The 20,023-nt window shown below is 47.6% G+C and carries 14 protein-coding genes and 2 pseudogenes; 6 read left to right on the plus strand and 10 right to left on the minus strand.

Annotation, left to right across the window (positions count from 1 at the left end):
• Position 1: 1 nt before the first annotated feature.
• The 6 genes from RO22_RS09280 to RO22_RS09305 form a co-directional block, all read right to left on the minus strand.
• The gene (locus RO22_RS09280; RefSeq protein ID WP_041158183.1) at positions 2–1,009 is read right to left on the minus strand and encodes a PIN domain-containing protein; all 1,008 of its coding nucleotides are present in this window, start codon (positions 1,007–1,009) and stop codon (positions 2–4) included.
• Positions 1,010–1,111: 102 nt separating this feature from the next.
• Positions 1,112–2,404, minus strand: a complete 1,293-nt coding sequence (locus RO22_RS09285) for a hypothetical protein (RefSeq protein ID WP_041158184.1) — start codon at positions 2,402–2,404, stop codon at positions 1,112–1,114.
• Between the two features lie 359 nt (positions 2,405–2,763).
• On the minus strand, positions 2,764–3,915 hold the full coding sequence (locus tag RO22_RS09290; protein ID WP_052475583.1) for an IS91 family transposase: 1,152 nt from the start codon (positions 3,913–3,915) through the stop codon (positions 2,764–2,766).
• Entirely contained in the window at positions 3,908–4,765 is an 858-nt protein-coding gene (locus RO22_RS09295) for a tyrosine-type recombinase/integrase (protein ID WP_041158185.1), read from the minus strand. The genes RO22_RS09290 and RO22_RS09295 overlap by 8 nt, the downstream gene beginning before the upstream one ends.
• Before the next feature lie 504 nt (positions 4,766–5,269).
• The gene (locus tag RO22_RS09300; RefSeq protein WP_041158186.1) at positions 5,270–7,219 is read right to left on the minus strand and encodes a UvrD-helicase domain-containing protein; all 1,950 of its coding nucleotides are present in this window, start codon (positions 7,217–7,219) and stop codon (positions 5,270–5,272) included.
• Positions 7,216–9,522, minus strand: a complete 2,307-nt coding sequence (locus RO22_RS09305; RefSeq protein ID WP_041158187.1) for an AAA family ATPase — start codon at positions 9,520–9,522, stop codon at positions 7,216–7,218. Before RO22_RS09305 ends, RO22_RS09300 begins: the two co-directional genes overlap by 4 nt.
• Positions 9,523–10,269: 747 nt before the next feature.
• Between RO22_RS09305 and RO22_RS09310 the strand changes: the two genes are divergently transcribed.
• Both RO22_RS09310 and RO22_RS09315 read left to right on the plus strand, forming a co-directional pair.
• Positions 10,270–11,514 carry a DUF4236 domain-containing protein gene (locus RO22_RS09310; RefSeq protein ID WP_041158188.1) on the plus strand — a complete coding sequence of 415 codons (1,245 nt, stop codon included), beginning with the start codon at positions 10,270–10,272 and terminating at the stop codon, positions 11,512–11,514.
• A gap of 30 nt (positions 11,515–11,544) precedes the next feature.
• Positions 11,545–11,955 (plus strand): hypothetical protein, encoded by a 411-nt coding sequence (locus tag RO22_RS09315; RefSeq protein ID WP_022522668.1) that lies wholly within the window; start codon positions 11,545–11,547, stop codon positions 11,953–11,955.
• Positions 11,956–12,134: 179 nt separating this feature from the next.
• On the opposite strand, the gene RO22_RS09320 is transcribed toward RO22_RS09315, so the two are convergent.
• Positions 12,135–13,067 (minus strand): LysR substrate-binding domain-containing protein, encoded by a 933-nt coding sequence (locus RO22_RS09320; protein ID WP_235270488.1) that lies wholly within the window; start codon positions 13,065–13,067, stop codon positions 12,135–12,137.
• 59 nt (positions 13,068–13,126) lie between these two features.
• Between RO22_RS09320 and RO22_RS09325 the strand changes: the two genes are divergently transcribed.
• The 3 genes and pseudogenes from RO22_RS09325 to RO22_RS09335 all read left to right on the plus strand — a co-directional run.
• A complete protein-coding gene (locus RO22_RS09325; protein ID WP_022522666.1) occupies positions 13,127–13,903 on the plus strand; it encodes a 2OG-Fe dioxygenase family protein in 777 nt (258 codons plus the stop codon).
• A 47-nt stretch (positions 13,904–13,950) separates the two neighbouring features.
• Entirely contained in the window at positions 13,951–14,568 is a 618-nt protein-coding gene (locus RO22_RS09330) for a LysE family translocator (RefSeq protein WP_022522665.1), read from the plus strand.
• 145 nt (positions 14,569–14,713) lie between these two features.
• Positions 14,714–14,974, plus strand: a pseudogene (locus tag RO22_RS09335) (ATP-binding domain-containing protein); the annotation flags it as partial.
• Positions 14,975–15,099: 125 nt separating this feature from the next.
• Here RO22_RS09335 and RO22_RS09340 read toward each other — a convergent pair.
• On the minus strand, positions 15,100–15,666 hold the full coding sequence (locus RO22_RS09340) for a DUF1993 family protein (protein ID WP_041158190.1): 567 nt from the start codon (positions 15,664–15,666) through the stop codon (positions 15,100–15,102).
• A gap of 109 nt (positions 15,667–15,775) precedes the next feature.
• Between RO22_RS09340 and RO22_RS09345 the strand changes: the two are divergent.
• Positions 15,776–16,006, plus strand: a pseudogene (locus RO22_RS09345) (ATP-binding domain-containing protein); the annotation flags it as partial.
• Between the two features lie 140 nt (positions 16,007–16,146).
• On the opposite strand, the gene RO22_RS09350 reads toward RO22_RS09345, so the two are convergent.
• Together RO22_RS09350 and RO22_RS09355 are read right to left on the minus strand one after the other, a co-directional pair.
• The gene (locus tag RO22_RS09350) at positions 16,147–17,160 is read right to left on the minus strand and encodes an esterase/lipase family protein (protein WP_022522661.1); all 1,014 of its coding nucleotides are present in this window, start codon (positions 17,158–17,160) and stop codon (positions 16,147–16,149) included.
• Positions 17,161–18,001: 841 nt separating this feature from the next.
• A complete protein-coding gene (locus RO22_RS09355) occupies positions 18,002–19,336 on the minus strand; it encodes an AAA family ATPase (protein WP_022522660.1) in 1,335 nt (444 codons plus the stop codon).
• Positions 19,337–20,023: the final 687 nt, after the last annotated feature.

Consider the following 20,023-nt stretch of genomic DNA (forward strand, 5'->3'; position numbering starts at 1 on the left):
TTTAGGTATCTAACATATCCCATTCGTCACCTAACACCCAACGCAGTGCCGATAACTTACCATTGATCATCCCCCATTCAAAGTCACTCCATGGACCTATGTCTTCATATTTTCCTTCCACGCGTTTGGCTGACTTGATAGCACCTTCGAGGATATGCTCATGAATTACATTTGATCCATAGCGCTTGGTTCCTTCCGGTATGACTTCAATTTCACCATGCTCAATACCCCACATACGATTTTGGTGGCGGTTGTACCAGACTTTATCAACCAGCTCATCCATAGCGTCCAACATTTCTCTTAAACCTCGAGTTTCTTCTGTAAAATCGTGCTCAAACTCGAATTCAGCGAGCGAGTCTGGATCAATATGATCGATAGCTGAAGCTAGATTGTTGAAGTATAAAGAGTTCGAGATTGAGAATATTTCGTCAAAATCTGCATGCGGCTTTCGATGATCTTTCGAGGAAAAGTCATTGTGATTATGAGTAACAAAAATGCAAGTATCATGGTTACTGTCGACGCTGCTCACAAATTCAAAAAACTGCTCAATGATGACAGCATCCGCGACAGAATTTTTGCTAATATGAAACGGAGCCCTTTTTTCAAGCCCACGTTGAACGGCGGCGATTTTAGAACGGTCACTAATTGGAATGACGGTTGCGGATTCAATTAACCTTTCAACTCTATGGATCGTTGCGTAGTTCGCTTCAGTCAAAAGCGGCAACCTTGCATTGATATCATTTAGAACTTCCATGGTCTCGGATTGCTTTTCACCAGCAAACTCATTTACCACAGCTTTGACCTGTTTGAACTCTTGAGACAAACGTTGAGCAGTTTTCTTCGCCACACTCTCTTTATTTCGCTCATACTCTTCAATAACCAGATCGGCTAAGACCAGTTCTACACTGTTTGAGCACACCAGTTCCTCTAGTGCAGATACAAGGGGGAGATCACTCCTCTTCGTGGAAACATCCAGCAAGACACATGTATCGAGAAAGATGTAGTTCATATAGCCCTTACTCTGGTTTATCTCTCGTCACTGCAGCCGACTCAAGTTAACGTCTAACTCAGGTGCACCGTTGGCGTCACCTGGATTTACTTGTTAGGAGCTCTAGATAATTAGTAGTTCTTCGTGCTCTACTGTTGATTTTGGTGTTACTACAAGACCTTGGAAAACCCCATGCTTTCTGATCCCGATAGCAGGTGAACCTATGTCGTCACAATACAAACTACCATTTGCTTCTTTTTTAGCGTTGATATAAAAATCACCTTGCTGAAAAAAATAATCACTAGCAGATAAGAATGCCTGATCGCCAGTTTCTATGTCGATAACCTTAACATCTGACTGGCTTAGAGAAGATGAACCAAGTGGGATATCCACTTTATACCAGTCAGAACCAGCTATTCTTGTAGCAAAGCTTGCTGACGCTTCAATTTTAAAAGAGTGGTTTAGCAATGAGCTATTCTTTTCGTCACGAACATAACTTGGCTGATAACATATAACGCAATCAACTGCGTTTCCATCTTCGTTTATTATCTCTTTTACTTGATCAGAAATAAAGTTGTAATCAGCGTGAACATGAACTCTCATAAAGACAACTAATGATGTTTTTTCATCTTTCACAGTGTGTTTTCTTATATTACCAACCGCACTTCTGATTTTTTTGACGTATCTTTTGCACTCTGAAGCTGGCGGTGGACAAAATATTTGCACCATATCAGAAACAAACTTCGAAGAAGAGCTGTAATCATCTTCAGGCAGATTGAAAAGAATAGCCTTGATGTCTTTATTTATCTGATAAGTTCTTTGCAGAGAGTTTGGTTTAATGTTTTTAAAAATCGCGATAATATCATCGAAATCACTATCGACCAAGTTCTTACCAGATACGACTCTTATACCAACCCGAATATTTAAAGACTTTATTTTTCCTATCCATTTTCTTCTAAGCCTTCTGGAGTTCCTCTGGAACACTTTATTCGATTCAGATGCATCAATATTTTTTACTGAAATTAGGTGTCGTATATCATTGGGAAATTTAACCGAAAAATCATATCCTGCTTTACTTTTTTCTGCTGGCAGGATTTTAGTGCGGTGAAGACCAAACATTCCCAGAAAAAGTATTTCAGTGAAGAATCCATGTGAAGAATCAGGTGACTGACGTTTTATACCCCTTACTGTTTCAAACAACCATTTTTCATTTTCTTTTGCAATCTTAAGTAAGCATTTACCAAACACATACAGCTCAACTGTTGCCAATCTGTCTAGTCGCGCCCAAAGCCTTGGAAGTTTATGATTATTATTGGCGTTTAAATAACCCTCACCAAAATAGTGCCTTATTATTGACAAGGCTTCTATAGCATCATTTCCACCACCAAGGTTGTCTAAATTTCGTCCTTCAATCATCTATCCCTCTTTACTTTTTTAATTGAACTTGATGGATTGTAATGCGCCTAACAGTGAAGCATTTATTCGCCGTGCGGAGCATGGCGAATAAATGCCTGTTGGACTAAGGCGCGTCCATCAGGCAGCTATTTAATAGGAGATTGTATTGATCAGCGTGCGGCCTGAGGTACCAAGCCGTGCATTGGCATGTCTGGGGTAACGCGCTCTGATCGTGAGTTTCGCCATCATTTCAGCACTTCCAAATCTAATTTAACCCAATGTAGCGCGCCTGATGGCTAAAATCCATCATCGGGACGAGCTTATCCATGACCCGCTAGCGAGCCGGTTAGCCAAGTCGGTTGTCGTCGTAGGGCGTTACATCATGCTCGATAGTGTTGATCCTTATGATTAGACGGTTGATCGTAGGTGTGGCGCTGGGGTGTGAGCGTCCCGATCATCCGCAATGTGGGTTGCTTGCAATGTGGACAGGTGTAGGCCAGCTCCGCATCGCTGGCAGCCATATCGGCACCCGGTGCTTGCTCAACCACCGCTAGTGCTCGACGAACCTGCATCAGACGTTGCCGACGGCAGCGATTGGCCAGAAAACCGTAGTGACGCACCCGCATCAGTCCTTTGGGCAGGACGTGAAGCAGGAAGCGGCGTACGAACTCCTCGCCATTGAGGATGAGCGACTTGTGTCGGTCATGGTCGCGATAGTCCTTGTAGCGTAGGGTCACCTGGTGCTCATCGACGGCCAGGATACGCGCGTTGCTGATGGCGATCTGGCGCGTGTAGCGCGCCAAGTAGCGAACTACCGTATGAGTGTGTTCAAGGCAGTCCTTGCTGTAAACCACCCAGTCAGTGGCCATCAGCGTGTTCAGTTGAGCATCGACATCTCCGGGCCGGTTTACCCGGTGGAGATCGCCTGCATTGGCGGCCTTGCGCAGAGCGCTCACCATGTGCCCGCGAAAGTGGCATGACAAGGCCCGCACCGGGAACAAGTAGTTGCTATGCGCCCCACGCCAGCGGCCATCGTCACCCAAGGCACCGCCTGGAATCAAACAGTGCAGATGCACATGTTGGCTCAGGTTCTGACCCCAAGTGTGAAGCACGGCGATCATCCCCATTTCGCCGCCAAGGCGTTTGGGGTCTCGTCCAAAAGTGCGCAGCGTTTGCCAAGCACTCTGGAACAGCAACCGGTGAATCACCTCGGGATGAAGCTGAACCCAGCCATTAAGACTGTGCGGCAGCGTGAACACGACGTGGTAATAGCGCACAGGCAAGATATTGGCCTGCTGACGTTCGGCCCATTGTTCTATGGCGCGGCCTTGGCACTGCGGGCAATGACGATCGCGGCAGCCAAAGTAGTGTGGCTGTACATGAGCGCAGTCGGAGCACTGCAAGACCATCCCGCCCATCGCCTCCGTTCGGCAGGCCAGCAGATGGGTACACACCCGTTGGCGCTGGCGATCAAGACCGGTTGGATCGAGAAAGCGGGTCAGCGCCTGTTGCAAGGTAGCGGCCTTAGTCATGGCTCACCTCCAAGGCGGCCACCAGGTCAATATGACACTGATCTCCCCCTTGCTGGCTCGGCAGCCAGTGCAGGTAGCGCATCGTCGACTGGAGGTGACGGTGGCCCAGTAGCCGCTGGAGCTGATGGACGGGAAGGCCTTGCTCCAGAACATGGGTAGCATAGGCATGGCGCAGACTATGGATGCCACCGACCCGCTCGATCCCGGCCAGGCGCTTGGCTTGGGTAAAGGCCTTCTGTGGCGCACTGGCGTGTAGGGCTTGATCGGGAAACAGAGCGCTCGGGAACAGCCATGTGACTGGCCGATAGGCGCGCCAGTATTCGCGCAAGCGATCAAGCAGGGTCACGGGTAGTAACACCATACGATCCTTGCCGCCCTTGCCCTGCGTCACACGGAGTTGGTAACGCTGGCTGTCGATGTCACTAACTCGCAGGTGGCAGACCTCGGTTACACGCAATCCGCAGCCGTAGCACAGTTCGAGCATCATGCGATGCTTGGCGTTTTGGCAGGCGGCCAGGATCCGCCGAACCTCGTCGCGGGTCAGCAGTTCTGGAATCCGCTGCGGTTTTTTGGGGACGGTGAGCGGCACATCAAACGAAGGCCACTGCAACACGTGCAAATACAGGAACCGCACGCCGTGCAGATAAACACGGCAACTGGCGGCGGACAAACCACGCTCCTGAACCAGGTGATTAAAGAAGTGTTGCAGGTCGTCGGTACTCAACGTGTCTGGCGGGCGGTGGAAATAACGTGCTAGTTCAGTGACCACCATCAGGTAGGTGTTGTGGGTACGTTGCGCAAAGCCACGCTGACGCATGGCCGCGATCATCTTCTGTCGCAAGGCAGTCATCGTCGTCACTCCTGTTGTATGACCCACGTGGGTCAATCAACAGTGTGGCCCGATGAGGTGAAAAACGTGGTTCGTCGACAGCTACCGCGAAGCGGTTTAGTTCAACAGTGATTATACCCCCCACTACATAACCTCAATGAACCCGACGGCGCGTTCATTGAGGTTATACCGCCTTTCATTTACGACCTATCCCATTGAAATCAAAAAAAACCAAGTATAAATAAGCAGCACAACATAGATTATCGTGCCGGCTGCATAACACTGCTGAACCAGCATGCCGCCTCTGCCGGGATGTCCGCTCAGGGTCGAGCCCCGACTATAAATTAACCTTAGCACATGCAGAAGCTAAACGCAGGGAGATGCTGCTTTTCTGTTAAGACTTAATGTGGGCGTCAGCAACCACTGCTATTCAATCAGCATAGATTAACGCCCCCTATAGGACACTAGTATCTGCTCCCATCAGGCAAAGGCTCGTCTAGAAAGCTTATGCCAACGGTTTAAAATCTACGGAATCGCTGCGAATTCCTCTTCAGTAAACCAGCCGCTGTCCTTAATACTTACTAAGGCTGCTGCGGGATCCGATGACCAGAGCACAAGTGCAAGTGACTCCTCAGCACGGCTGCAAGTAACGTACAATAAGCGCAGTGTTCTGTCGATGGTCGTTTCTTTGCCTTTTTCTAGGTTTTCTGTGTCCGTCTTGCTAAGCTTAGTACCGCCAAAAATCTTGTCATAGGAAATCTGATTGCCTCCAGCTAATTTGTCGTCCATCACGACCATGACATGAAGAAATTCAGAGCCCTTAACGACTTGGTGGGTTGCCAGTGCTGATTGTCCAGAAAGATAGGAGCGATACTTTTGCAACTGATTCCAGGGAGAAGCGAACAATGCGCACCAGCCCCGACGCATCCGGTCCTGCCTGGACTCATCTTCGCCCCTACCGGGCACTGGTGGTGGAGGTGATTTGTCCATAAAAGCAGATAAAAGACGATCATCAACCGCGAACAGTCTTGCTGTTAAGACTGGTTCAAGCACATCCCGCACAGTCGAAATCGGGTTTTCACAGGCAGCGGCAAAACACTCAATAGCTTGAAGCATTTCGTTGGCACGGCATTCTCGCGCAGCCATATCTACTGGCATATCATCGAGAAGGCCGTAGCGCCGAAAAACTTCTGTGACCTTAAACTCATCTACATTACCATCGGCACTAATACAGGTCTCTAACTCAGCAAGTTCATTCAATAAAACTTGCACTGCTGCAGGCCCTCTGTTTTCACCACTACCCGAGGGTGCGGCAGCATTCGGATCAAGCAAGTTCATTGCACCAAATGCATCGAGAAAAGAGCCTCGCGTTGCAACCAGTTTGTGTTCCAAAGCGAGTAGCTGATACTCCCCGTTGCTCCAGGCAGCTGCACCGCTTGCCTTTCGCATTTGGTCTGTGCACCACTGTTCGCCATGAACTTTCTCTTCCGGAGTAAGCTTAGTGTCTCCGACGTAGAGCCTAACAACCCCACCAGTCTTCTCGGTCCTGGAACACTGTTCCACGCCTTTTGCAGGTTGGGCCCGCCCCTCAAGCTTCGCTTCCCAGATTCTGTTGATGAGAGTGACGATTCGACGCTGGCTACGATGGTTCATCTGCAGCTCGGGCGTCGCCCAGTCCGGAGGAACCAAACTGGGAAGGTCAGAATGACCGTCAGTATAGATACGCTGCCGATAATCGCCCAGCAGCCCGAGAGTCAGACTACTACTCCTTAGCTCCGCAAGTTCCATCAAGGCATCCAGCATACCCTTCATCGTGTCTTGTGACTCATCAATGAGTATCACTGGATGACGGTCTTTGAGGATAGTCTGGAGCGTAGGCACATTCTTAAGGAGCCATGCTGTTACATCGAGGACGTGCTTGTGAGCAAGTGCACCGGGGCCATACGTCTCGCGATCCGGATGGTAGATAAACACATTCGTCTCTCTGAACCCTTCTATACCTTTCTTGATTTCGTCCAGATCCCGCTGCTTTGCCGCCGTTATTCCTCTTGGCTTCGCTAGAGCTTCCGCCGTCTTCTTTTCTAACCGAGCTTCCTCGAGAGCGATAAGCGCCGTACGAATGTCATCGTTGAATCCGCTAATGAGTTCCCAGCAAAAAGCGTGGATAGTAGAAACAACTACTAAGTCGTTGTTGCCTAGACGCCCGTTAATTACTGAGACAGCGTTCTTTGTATATGTGATAACGCGTATCGAGCGCCCATACATCTTCAAGCTCCGCGAAAAACGGTTACCTTTCTCATGCTCCAAAACGCCTGTCATCCGACGTAGCACCTCTACGAGCGTACGCGTTTTCCCAGAACCTGCACCAGCAAATAAGAAGTAACTGCGCGGAGTTTCCTCTGTGAGATACCCACAAATTTCTTCGACAACCCCAGCATCTCGGTTGTTGTCGTCAACAACAGGTATCACACTCATATCATCGACTCCTGGATTGGCTCAAGCTGCTGCTCCAACCAGGCCAGCGCGTCCGTGATATACTTTGGAGCCACGATCGGCTCATCCGAAGAGATCATTTCAAAAATACTAGCAGCGAACTCACCTTTATCGAATGAACTGTGCATCAGCGCATGAAGTGCAACTAGCAGTTCTGGAAAGCTTTCGGTTTCAGCAGCCCTTTTTGCCACCGAGCCAAGTGCCCCCTTCGGTGCTTCAATCTCTTCACCATCCTCATCGAATTTTTCATCCATCAGGCTCTTAAACCAATGCAAATTCGTCAGGACTAGTGAGTCCTCAAACGTGCTGGGCCAGCTGCCGCCAGCGTCTTCTACAGGTAATTGCCAGGCGAAACGCACAAGGCAATCTGCTACCTCACTCCATACTAATTGAGCTTCAGTCGGGTTCTTAAAATCATCCAGTTGTTCCAGCTTCGGATGCCATACACGAAGAGTTTGGTTACCGCAGTGAAGCCCATCTTGTCCCGTGTTCGCAACAGCGATGAGCCTTTTACTAGGCTCTCCATTTTTCTTGGGTTTGCCCTCCTTCTCTTCAGAGGGATCAACGTCAGTAATGATGACCGTAGGAATACGGAGTTTCTCGACGAGTGGCTTGAGTCGGTGAGCATGGCTCCCACCAATATCCAAAAAGGAAACATATTGGCTCCTCAATGCCTTAAAATCTCGCTCAATAAAGAGCGGCACAAGCATTCGCTCTGCACTACCCTCAACGAAAACAGCTGCGTTGGCGAACAACAAATCCGTATGCTGTACACGGAAGTAGCGTTCCGCGAATTGACGGGTCTGTTTGTCATCACCAAAGACCTGTCCAAGATTGACCACTTCGGTCGCTGGCATTGAATTCGTCGCACTCTTGGCTATGCGACGAACATATCGGAGTCGGTCGAAGTTCTCTGCATGAGCAAGATGACTAGAATGGGTACTGATGAGCAGCTGGCTTTTAAGGCCGGACGCGCTCTTCAAAGGGCTGATAAGTTTGTGCGCTTTTTCGGGAAAGATGCGCTGCACTTGGACGTGAAGATGCGCTTCAGGCTCCTCAATCATCACCAAGTGAACGGGTTCAGGAGAACCTTTTTCAGGCTGGAGCCGAGCAGCTTTAAAGGAAACTAGCTGGTAGCTAAGGGACTGGAGGTTCTGGTAACCAAGCCCAATAGAATGTTCGGGAAGGAGCTCTTCTAGTGAATCCTTTTGCATACTGTACTGGACAGCTGTGCCATGATCGAGCAGATCCGCCGTCTGAATGCGAGTTCGGAAGCGAATCTCTTGGGGATCATGTAAGCCCGGATAGCCAAGTTCCTTCACTTCCTCAACTGAATCGGCGATGGCGTCATGAATCTTCCCATCTAAATCTCTCTGTGCCTCAGCCACGGCTTTGATAAGATCCGCACGGTGACCGTGTCCAGTGCTGGAAACGTTTAAGTGCTGCTGGGCAAATTTGAGAAGTTGGTTTGAAAACATTCCGACTCGGTGCGGCCCCGAAACAGACCTAGAATCTGCTTCTTCACTTCCAAGCCCACGCTGGGCAGCTACGAAGTCAACGCGTATGAGTCTAGATAGGTGCTTGCGCTCAATTGGATTGGCATCTCCAGAGAGTGTCTGAGTAGCGTAAGTCGCAGGACTCGTCACAGGATTATTATCTGCACTTAGCTTGTAGGCGCGAACATGGCCGAGCTTAGATGGCTCACGTAACCAAAAATCGAGCAGGTCAATTGGCCATGCTAGCGAGTCCGCCCCCATGTCCTTTACCGGTAAACGCGCATTGTGATAGGCCCAAGCCAGTTGCTTTAGATCATCAATGCTTGCAGCTGGCTCCAATCGCAGACGAACACCGACGGCCCCTCCTTTCCAACTGAGCTTGGAAAGGAATGGTGCGACGTAGTGATACATGCCGGGCTCCGCATCAAACCAGAGATCCAATGTTGGCATGGCCGCAAGAATTATCTGGAACTGCTTTTCCCAAAGCTCTTCGGCCCCAGCTACTGTTAATGGGTCTTCGGTCAGCGCCTCCCAATTTCTCCCTAAAGCTCGCAGTTCTGGCCATTGCGAGATACTGATGTCGAATGCTCCGAAAGAAGGCTGATCCGCAAGGAAATGGCGAAGGGCGGCTAGAACCGAGGTTTTACCACTATTGTTCGCGCCAACTAAGATGGTCGTTTTTTTGTCAATTTCCAGCCGGATTTTGCCCAGCCGACGAAACTGGCAGAGTTCTATAAACCGAAGCGAGATGTCTCCGGACGAAAGAAAATCTGGGGCTTTTTCTGCCATTAATGCGCCTCTCAAACGAAATGTAGGATGCGCACCTAGACAGCACATAGGGCGTCCAAAAAGCTAATATTGTTCTGTTAGTAACATGCCTCGATATATGCGAGTCGACTGAGAGCCGAGAGGAATCGAGGTTCGAGAATAATTGTTACCGACCGTCATTTATAGCCGATCACTGCTTTTTATTAATAGTCCGCTTTTTGGGTCGATAGCTGTCACCATGCTTGGCGCCACCAATAATCACTCGCGCATCTCGGGTGGTGATGAAGATGAGGTAGAAGCTGTTGGTATAGAGCCCCCCCTTGCGTATGAGGATTGTCGTTATACTTTTATGAGATTAATCCTAGCACCCTAAGCAAATTTGTCCCATTCTAGCTATCAACGGTTACCGCCAAATAAGACCTAGAAGCTGTCGACGCCGCCCCAGATTCCAAGCACGGCGAGCAACATTGCACTCCCCGTTCGTTTCTAGTTATGGATCAGAGTCGATCAGTTGGCGATTCTGCCGTCCTTCCTGGCCAATGGGCTGTCAAAGCCTTCACATTGCGTCTGTTCAGGATTGAAGGTCTATTCAGGCCTAGCGACGCACGCACTTAAAGTGATGCTGAAGGTGGAACGTGCCCACCGTCACTATGGTGGGCAAGGTGACGTGCCCTCTGCATCCAGAGGGCAGGATTAAGCAATACCATGTCTAAGCTGAGGAACAAGGCTGAAGACGATAATAACGAGTAATAAGACAGGGAGCGGAGAATGGCACTTCGATTTAATCGGCGTATCCGTATTGCCCCAGGCATTAGCCTGAACCTCAGCAAAAGCGGAATCGGGGCCTCTATAGGCCCTCGTGGCGCCAAATTAAACGTTAGTAGTCGCGGTGTATATGGCAATGTGGGGCTGCCGGGTACCGGCCTAGCCTACCGTGAGAAGCTCAACAAGCGCGGAGGTCGAAGCACCCAGGCAGGAGCGCCCTCTCCCGGCAAAGCTCTTGAGCAGCAGCTCAAGGCAGGGGGCTCTGCGGTGGTGTGTGTTCGTGTGCAAGAGGACGGGGAGTTCGTGATCACTGACGATGATGGCCAGCCATATGACGAGACAGAGCTGCGTGTACTTCGTAAGTACGCTGGAGAAGGCATGCGCGATATGCTCCAACAAGCATGTGATCGGCTGAACGCCGACCTCTCTGCATTGGCAACAGTGCATTGCGATACGCTGTCCCCACGAGACAAGCCAGCATTTCAGAGTCGAGCGTTTCCCGAACCCGAGCCCCAGCGCAATCCTCTTCTTCAGCCAACACTCTGGAGCCGTATCTGGCCCCCTGCGAGGCGTCGGCTAGAAGAGCAAAATGAGCGGCGGGCTGAACAATATACTCGCGCCTTTAGCGAATGGGAGGAGGCAGCGCGGGCCTTTAACGAGCAGGAGCGGCAACGACGTGAGCAGGAAACCGAGTTAGTGCTGACGAACCTCGATGCCATGGCCAATATTCTTGAGGAACACCTGGGGGAAATCCCGTGGCCCAGGGAGACGAGCGTGAGTTTTGATCTCGGAGATGATGCCAGCACCATCGCTATCGACATCGAGCTACCTGAGGAGGATGCCTTTCCGGATGTGGAGTACACCCTAGCCGCTAAGCAACCGAAAGTTTCTGTCAAAAAAATTGCCGCCACTAGGCGGCGCATGCTGTATCGCGACTACGCCCATGGCGTGGCGATGCGAGTGCTCGGTGAGATATACCACCGTCTTCCAACCGTTCAGGTAGCGCTTATATCGGCCTACGTGCCGACCCTCGACACCGGAACTGGTCAGCCCACCGAAAACTATCTCTACAGTGTACTGGTTACCAAGTCTCAGTGGCGAGAAATCAATTTCAAGGCCCTAGCCAACATTGAGCCACCGGCTACCCTTGAGCGCTTCGAACTACGGAGAAAAATGACCAAGACGGGAGTGTTCAAGGCTATTGAGCCGTTCGATGTTGAAGCGCTGGCTAATGAGGTAGGTATTTAGGAGAGTTATTCAATCGTCATAGGAGAAGATATGCGTAATCCGGTTGCGGGAAGCATTATTATAGGACTACTGCTAGTAGGGTGGCAGATAGCAGCAGTTGCTGATTCCGATACACAGGAGAGGCTTCAGGTGGCTTTGGATCCTTGGAATCCCCATGAGATCCGATTGACGGGTAACCAGCTAACGGTTATCACCAGAGAACGTCGCATGACGGATCAAATATTGCGCCCTCTCATTTCGACAGGGGTTTGTATGCCTGTATTCACGGGGGCTCCTGATTCGTACCTCTCGGGAATCGATGAAATCGCCGTACTGAACATACATGGTCGCCAAGGATATATTTTTTCCGGCGGGCGCTCTGAATGCCAGGAAATTGGCGGTTTGCCAATGAATGACCTAGAAATGTACATATTGTCCCGCACACGGATGCATACAAACTAGCTTTCCATCCTGGTCACCTAGACGGGATACCCGATTCAAGCATTATAGAGGTGCCTTGGCGACGATGGCCACCATATGATCAAAGGCGCTTTACTTATTAAAGATATCATCTGTGTTATCAGTAATGTTTAGCTTTTATTGACATGGATATTGGATCGCTGACTAACCATTTAGTCTTGTTACGACTGCAGACAAGCGGCCATTTCTTGCTTTAACCAACTTTGAAAACGCGCGCATTTATTATTCATGCCTAGCGACTCAGGTGATAAGAGATAGTAGGCTGAGCCATCCAACAGAAAACCATAAGGTGCATGGAGTTGCCCGCTTTCCAATTCGTCCTGAACCATTAAGAAAGATGCCATAGCGATACCTAAACCAGAAACAGCAGCCTGTATACATAAATAGAAGTGTTCATACTCAACTCGACCGCTTCCTTTGGTCGATATATTGGAAAGCTTTTCCCAGATTGGCCAGGCATTAGGACGAGTGCCAGCATGTAGCAAACGCTCACCTTCAAAATTGTCATTGATGCTATTTTTAACTCGACTTACTGGCCCCACCCACTCCTCACATACTTTCTCTGCATAAATGTCAGGCTCCCAGTGAAAGTCATCGCGCCTAAGCGCTAAGTCAACACCGCTTCGTGCAAAGTCGATTGGGCCACCTGCAGCAACTAGGTGAAGATTGATATCAGGATTAGCTTCATGAAATGCGGGTAATCGTGGGATTAGCCATTTCATGGCAATGGTTGGTTCGCAAGATAACGTCAGCACTTCATTCTGAGCAGTATGCTGTAATCGATAAACAGCACCCTCGAGTTGCTCGAAAACGGAATGAGTAACCTCATGTAATGAGCGGCCTGCGTCATTGAGGAAAATGGCTCTGTTACGCCGTTCAAATAACTCGACCCCCAAAGCATCTTCTAAAAGCCGTACCTGGCGACTGACGGCACCGTGTGTGACATGCAAGGACTCGGCGGCTTTTACAAAGCTACCTGTCTGCGCGGCCGCTTCAAAAAAGCGAAATGATGCAAGAGATGGAAGTTTCATATACTCGATGAAATCTATCAGATTTGCTTCACGATAAATCGCTTTTATAAGCTTTGCAAGCATTCAATAATTAAATCACCTCAATAAGAGGTGCAACATAAAACCATACAGGGAGTGAAGTTATGCAAAATATATCATCCCCAACGCCGCCACAACCACAACCTCACATGTATGATCGTGTTCATAGCGAAGTGATTGATCTGTGCAAAAACATCGCAAGAAATGACTTCGTACTACTGCCTGCTAAACATGTACATAGCCTAATTACGTTAGATGACGAAAGTTTGTTAGAGGATTGGGAAGACTTCCAGAACAGCTGGAACCGCCTGGAACAAGACCAACATATGAAAGATGGAGGTAAGTACCGCTTTCGTCGCCATGGGGTTTACAGTGCAGAGCCCAGCTCAAGCGTTAAACCTGAACCACGCCAACCGCATTACCAGAGCCTTGACTACAACACCCTTAATGGCGGGATAGCTAGAGATTTTGCGCCTATAGAGCCTGCAATCGCTGACTGTAAAATATTGATGGCAGCACTTGAATTGTGCAGACGAACGTTTAGTAGTATCGCCCCATTTTATGGCTGGCATATTGAGGTGCACCAATTTCGGATCATTGCTACTGACAATCAGGCACTTCCTACCCCCGAAGGAATTCATCGTGATGGAGTTAGCTTTGTATTTATGATGCTCGTCAATCGTAAAAACGTGCTTAGTGGTGAAACCAGCATCTACAATCGAGAAAGAAAAGAACTTGCTCGACACACTCTCACCACCCCCTTCGATGCTGCAATTGTAAATGATGAAAGAACCCTTCATGGGGTAACCCCCATAACAGCAGAAGACTCAAATGAGCACGGCTACCGTGATGTACTTGTTATTACTTTCAATAAGCGTTGAAAATTAGGCGGGGCGGATGCCTCGCCTTCACTATTGGAGTTTCATTGATGAATGAGCTGATAGCAGTAGCTACTATAACTGTTTTAGCAGTTATTAGCCCAGGCCCAGATTTTGCGATGGTAACACGCAATAGTTATGCATTCGGTTCACGGATTGGATTATTTTCAGCACTAGGAATTGCCTGCGGCGTCCAAGTGCATGTGTTTTACACCATGTTCGGTATTGCAGTACTTATCGTAGAGTCTCCCACGCTTTTTATGGCTATGAAAATCATTGGAGCGTCATATCTTATTTTCTTGGGATATAAATCACTAACAAATAAAACAAAGCTGACGTTTGGAGAGGCTACAAATATCGCGCCATCACCAGCCGCTGCTTTTAGGATGGGGTTTCTCACTAACGCTCTCAACCCTAAAACAATGCTATTTGTAATTGCTACTTATACCCAAGTTGTCCAACCTGATAGTACTCTGAGTCAAAATTTTACCTATGGTATATTCATGTCAGCCGCTCACTGGGTCTGGTTTAGCATTGTTGCACTATTCTTCGCCGCGCCTGCTATGCGTAAGCGGATACTTAAACGGCAAGGCATTGTAGACAAGGGTATTGGCATTGCACTCATAGCACTAGGTGCCTCGCTAGTCTTCACCAAAATCACAGCCTAAGGCAAAAAAGTGCCTAGGTTTTAGGGGGCATTTTAAACAAACCATTCATTACAATGGTATGAGAGTATTGGATCGTATAAATTGCAAAGATTCAATTATCTCCCATGGCTACGGCCTTTAGCTAATAAAATCGATATTAGCATTACCCTTACAATGGTTGATGCCTTCCTTCCTACACTCGGTAGAAACCGCATTCGCAATGACGGTGCACAGATCACAAGGCTCTGATTTTCAGCACACCGCCCTACTGCTACCGCAAACACCCAACCCGATTCTCACCCGCGAGCTGGTCTACACCGGCATCACCCGCGCCCGCGACTGGCTCACGCTGGTCGAAGCCAAACGCGGGATATTGAATGATGCGGTGACACGGGAGGTTATGAGAGTGAGTGGGTACGCGGAGTAAGGCTCACTACTTTAAAGCGGGACTGGTGTTCAGCGCAGAGAAAAACCAGCCAGTGAACTTTCGCTGGCTGTATGCTGAGCTCGTTCAACGGATACGCTGTCACATTGCTCGCCATAACCAAGCATTCAAGCTTGAGGGATCGTTTCAGGGCGAATATACGGAAACAGGTGCGCTACATAATCGGCTTTTCCAAGTTCGACCTTCTCACTGCGCAATATGAAATAGGCGGTCATGAGGTGAAAATAAAACTGAGCCAGTGTCCAATCCCGCGCATATTGTTCAGCGGTTAAATCGAGAACCATGCCGTTGGGAAGCTCATGCACCAGGGGCTTGTCCGCGTCTACATCCAGCGCATCGCGGGAAAGGCCGTCGAGCAAAGCAATGGTTTCATCAATACGCGCTTGCGCATCCGCGAATGAACCGGGTTGCTCTCCGGCGTTTCGCCCTTCTTCGAGCAGTGCCCTGATAGTGGGTGTCAGCGCCTTGTCTTGAAGCCGGCAAACCGCTTCTTGAACCTGTACACAAGCAAACCGAACCTGAGTCGACAGCGGATACATATCCGGTGCGAGACGTGCGGATAGCAGCGCTTGTGCGTCAGCTTCAGGCATTTGTGCCTGTGCCTTTTTCAGCCAACTCGAAAGCGCACCAAGCATTTGTGTATAGGTGGGAACCAGCAGTTGCGTTAATGACATTAGCGTTCTTCCTATTGAATCGATAGTGACAGAATAGTATCTACCGCACGCCCATTTTATAAACCCACCTGATCGCAAGTGATAGCCATCAAGCCGTAAACCCTGCTAGCTGCAAGCATTTGAACCTGTGTTCGCGATGACGGTACACAAATCCCAGGGCTCGGAATTTCAGCACACCGCCCTGCTGCTACCGCAAACGCCCAACCCCATCCTAACCCGCGAGCTGGTCTACACCAGCATCACCCGCGCCCGCGATTGGCTCACGCTAATCGAAGCCAAACGGGGGATTTTGAATGATGCGGTGGCTAGGGAGGTTATGAGGGTTAGTGGGGCTAGGTGAGCATGTAAGCAAAACCTATATTTAAAGTTTTAATGGTGTCGGTTTTCGGCCAGAAGCTGACCTTCAACTTATTCTGATGTTGCTAGCAACAAATAACTGCCGGCGAGAAGCTGGTGGCGCTTTTTGTATGTATGCGGGTGTTAGTGAGAATTCTTTTTGTTTTGAAGACCAGCCTCTTTTGCATATCGCACTATTGTAAGTACGACCTCGCTTTCTTTAGTTTTCGGCTTAACAATGCTAATGTGATCCTCTTTATAGATAGGTATCGCTTCGTTGTCTCCTCCAATTGCGCTAGTGTAGCTGACCACCTTATCGTTTAGAGAATACATCGTCGCAAGTAGGCAAGAATTTGGAATATTGTCCTGGCACCATAAAGACCACCTTTCATTTAAATCCACAAGAAACCCAGAATTAGGGCGAAGCTCTTCAATTTGACTTGAACTGAATGATGGAATCTTTGTTGCTAGAGACGCAAGGTGGGCGCCATTTGTTGGCGACGCCGCCAAGGTGATTTGCTTAATAGGCAAAGAGATTCTGCGATGCTTTTGTATGACAGCAAAATAACGAGTTACCAAGCCACCTAGACTATGCCCAAGAACACCTATTTCACAATTTTGGCAATTATTTCTAATCCAGTTATCTAAGTTTCTGGCAATAAAAGTAACAGATGGAGATTCTTTAAGCCAACCTGAAGGGTATGGATAAGACTCTATATCAATATTAAGCTGTTCATTTAGATATTCGGGTAAATTGCCAAATGTGCTTTCTTTGTCCCCCCCCCATCCATGAACAAGAACAAATACTTTCTTATTTTTATGTAGCGGTTCGAAATTGGCAACTTCGTTAGATGCGGGAATGTCAACCAATGCTTCAATTTCAAACTGCCTAATAATTGATTGAAGCTCCTTTAATTCGTCAGTATCTGCTTCATTAACTTTCAGGTACTCATAAAATTCATATAGCCGTTCAATTGCTGCACGATTCATATAGCCCTCTACAATAGTGCAGCCTTTTCTTATGTTTAATTCAGTTATTTCTTCTTTATAAACTCCCGCCACACGAGCTAGACGATAGAGAAATTGCTCAATAACTTCTTGACTATTGGTGATGTCTTCTTTGAGCCTGATTATGAAACGTGTTTTAGGAAAGTCCATGTTTCTAATCCTCTAGGCTTTTTTTTCAGAAACTAACAATTATATTAGTTAGCGCGCTTTATATTCCAATTCGACACACACGCACTCTAAAATACTGTTATACCGGGTGCATAATCGCCTCATAATACATTGACATCACTTAGCACTAAATATATATCTCAGTAGTATAGCACCAATCTTGGCTCATGCTGCATAGTCCTGCCTGTATGAGCACTCAGTTTTGGTGACAAGGCCGTTTTGTGTCGATAGCGCCTTGTACATGAGCATTTCTGTTTCTGGCCAGGAGCGGATATTGAGAATTCTATGATTTATCACGTTAGAATTCAGCGATAGACTGGAAAGGTTTCTAGTAATAAATGATTAAGACTCTTAATGACGCTGAATGAATTTACCCAACAGTTTACAAAAATCAAAAAAGAATCCGACAAGCATTTCAGATATCAGGCTTGAATCAAGACTTCGTGGTTTTCCTCTAAATACTCGCACTCTTCGACATATTTACGTAACACTGTGCGAGCGTTTGGTTCATTTTGGGGGAGCCAGCCATCAAAATGCGCAGCTAAACCTCTAAGTGCTTAAATGCTATTTACTTCACGCCAAATCTCGGTTGCTTAGATTAGTTCAATTACGGTAACCTCGTTCTTATTCCAAGATAGATAAGAGCGTGATTAAAACTGAACGAAACTAGCAATAGCTAAACTGACGCCTCCTCGTTGTATTCGAAGCTTATTCGCTATATCTTTAGATTTACTCTTAAAGCATATAAAAAATGAATTAATATAAAAATAGATGACTTGGCTATCGACCAACTCAATCAGCTTATGATAGTCAGTTAATGTAATTAACCGAGCCCCTTAGGTGGTTTGGATTTAAAATATCCTGTATTTTTGGCTGGAACCCGCACATAGTTTTTTATAGTAGCTTCGGCCTCTTTGTCTATTATCTCTACCCGGTTGGCTTCAGCCTGCATTCTAATGTAACCTCTAATCATCTTCTCCTTATAAGTATAATTACCTTGCTTTGCCCCCTTAATCAAGATCGCCCCGTTTTCTGGCTTCAGTAAGTTGCGTACTCTTGTTGAATACTTTTGATAAGGCAATAATGGCTCATCTTCCAATTGCGCTATTATGCTTTTATAGAGATTATACATATCTGATAGATATGCTCCCTGCCATATATCTGCGGAGGTTGACCATACAACCGGTTCGTAATCTTGGCTACGCTGATTAATGGCTTGCTCATATGGCCTTGCTAGCTCTGCGGTAATGCCATGAATAGCATGATCTAAAGCTTCAAAATAATCATCCCAATCAACAACCTTCTTATAACTGTCTTTCTCGAAAATAACCCAAAGCAATTTTTCAACAAGTAAGTGTACATAGTAGGGGTACCCATCACTCACCGCAGCTAACCTAATATAAATCGACCTCGGAATCTCTAAGCCAAACTCAGAGAGCGCCTTAATAGCTATGTCCCAACGGGCATCCCAACTCAATCTTGGCAGTTCAATTGTCTCTAATTGCCTTATTGCTGACCGGTGCGCCCCTAATATCTCATTTAAAGTCGAGCCGACACCAGTGAAAATAAACTTCAAATTGACTCGTTTATCTCCAAGCTGTTTAAGAAGATCCGCCAAGAAATCTATTTCTTTCTCGCTCTCAATACGATCCACCTCATCCACCACGACTACAGGGGTCTCTGAATGAACCGCTTCAACCTCCTTTAATACTTCTAGAGCATCACCTATACTTTTTATTTTTTCAGAAAAGTCAGTGGGTGAAATTTCACTCCCCAAAGAATATGATAACCACTTAAATCCAAATGTTGCTCGCTCTACAGTTTTGGTTTGGGAACTCCATTTAAATCCAATGGCCTGGCTAGCTATATTCGCCACAATAGACTTGACTGTCGAGTCCGGTGCGCATGAAATATCAATATACTCAGAATCTGAACTTTGCCATTGGTTGGCGGCGGTAGCGGCTAGCGATGTTTTTCCAACACCTCGCTCTCCAAAAATAAATACATTTCTTCCAGGAGCATATAAGGCCTTCTCTATTCTTTTTAGTTGATCATCTCTGCCGACCAAATGCTCAATAGATATGATTGGCCTGGATGGAGAAACAACTTGGTTCAGTCTTCTTCCAAATTCATCTCTAGTGTAGTTATCTATAGCCATAAAAGTCGCACTCTTATAATAAAAAGAACCATCAAGCTCAGCTCAAGAACAGTCTTAAATAAGGTAGGCTCAACCTATTTAATCTACCACCTCACACTTACCGCTTAAATGTCTCTTACAAATTTCTTTGCAGATTATCCCTAGCCCCCTAAGAGGTCCGTTTTGGGTCGAGCCACGACCGTAAATTAACCTTAGCACATGACGTGCGCGAATTGATCCATTCTTTGACCCCCACCCGATGGAGGATCATGCCATGAACTTTTTGACTAAAATCTCTTTTACACCTACACCTTGGAATAAAGGCAAGTTGGTTGGGCAGAAGGCGCCTCTGCGCCTTCGAGATATCTTGGCCATAGGTGTTCGCCTAATGATTGCCAAAAAGACGAGCGACCTAGCCCTTTTCAATTTAGCCATCGATAGTAAATTACGATGCTGCGACCTCGTCAATTTACGAATACGGGATATAGCCCATGGTGCGTAAATACCCACACGAGCCATTGTGATGCAGCAAAAGACACATCGATTTCTCTGTTTCTGACAAGGTGGGAGGTTCGATGACGACGGCGAGCTTGGCGTCTAGTGACCATCCGTTTTCGCCTGGGGTGTAACACGGAACAGGCGTTCCTTTTTCTAGACACTGTTTTACAGCGTCGCGTCAGAGATACCTTCTTCAGTGGCGACTGACAC

This window comes from Halomonas sp. KHS3 (assembly GCF_000830495.1).
GTDB classification, from domain to species: domain Bacteria; phylum Pseudomonadota; class Gammaproteobacteria; order Pseudomonadales; family Halomonadaceae; genus Vreelandella; species Vreelandella titanicae.

Excerpts from the sequence above, each read along its gene's own strand:
- RO22_RS09280 (WP_041158183.1), bottom strand. The coding sequence starts at position 1,009 with ATGAACTACATCTTTCTCGATACATGTGTCTTGCTGGATGTTTCCACG.
- RO22_RS09285 (WP_041158184.1), bottom strand. The coding sequence starts at position 2,404 with ATGATTGAAGGACGAAATTTAGACAACCTTGGTGGTGGAAATGATGCT.
- RO22_RS09290 (WP_052475583.1), bottom strand. The coding sequence starts at position 3,915 with ATGACTAAGGCCGCTACCTTGCAACAGGCGCTGACCCGCTTTCTCGAT.
- RO22_RS09295 (WP_041158185.1), bottom strand. The coding sequence starts at position 4,765 with ATGACTGCCTTGCGACAGAAGATGATCGCGGCCATGCGTCAGCGTGGC.
- RO22_RS09300 (WP_041158186.1), bottom strand. The coding sequence starts at position 7,219 with ATGAGTGTGATACCTGTTGTTGACGACAACAACCGAGATGCTGGGGTT.
- RO22_RS09305 (WP_041158187.1), bottom strand. The coding sequence starts at position 9,522 with ATGGCAGAAAAAGCCCCAGATTTTCTTTCGTCCGGAGACATCTCGCTT.
- RO22_RS09310 (WP_041158188.1), top strand. The coding sequence starts at position 10,270 with ATGGCACTTCGATTTAATCGGCGTATCCGTATTGCCCCAGGCATTAGC.
- RO22_RS09315 (WP_022522668.1), top strand. The coding sequence starts at position 11,545 with ATGCGTAATCCGGTTGCGGGAAGCATTATTATAGGACTACTGCTAGTA.
- RO22_RS09320 (WP_235270488.1), bottom strand. The coding sequence starts at position 13,067 with ATGCTTGCAAAGCTTATAAAAGCGATTTATCGTGAAGCAAATCTGATA.
- RO22_RS09325 (WP_022522666.1), top strand. The coding sequence starts at position 13,127 with ATGCAAAATATATCATCCCCAACGCCGCCACAACCACAACCTCACATG.
- RO22_RS09330 (WP_022522665.1), top strand. The coding sequence starts at position 13,951 with ATGAATGAGCTGATAGCAGTAGCTACTATAACTGTTTTAGCAGTTATT.
- RO22_RS09340 (WP_041158190.1), bottom strand. The coding sequence starts at position 15,666 with ATGTCATTAACGCAACTGCTGGTTCCCACCTATACACAAATGCTTGGT.
- RO22_RS09350 (WP_022522661.1), bottom strand. The coding sequence starts at position 17,160 with ATGGACTTTCCTAAAACACGTTTCATAATCAGGCTCAAAGAAGACATC.
- RO22_RS09355 (WP_022522660.1), bottom strand. The coding sequence starts at position 19,336 with ATGGCTATAGATAACTACACTAGAGATGAATTTGGAAGAAGACTGAAC.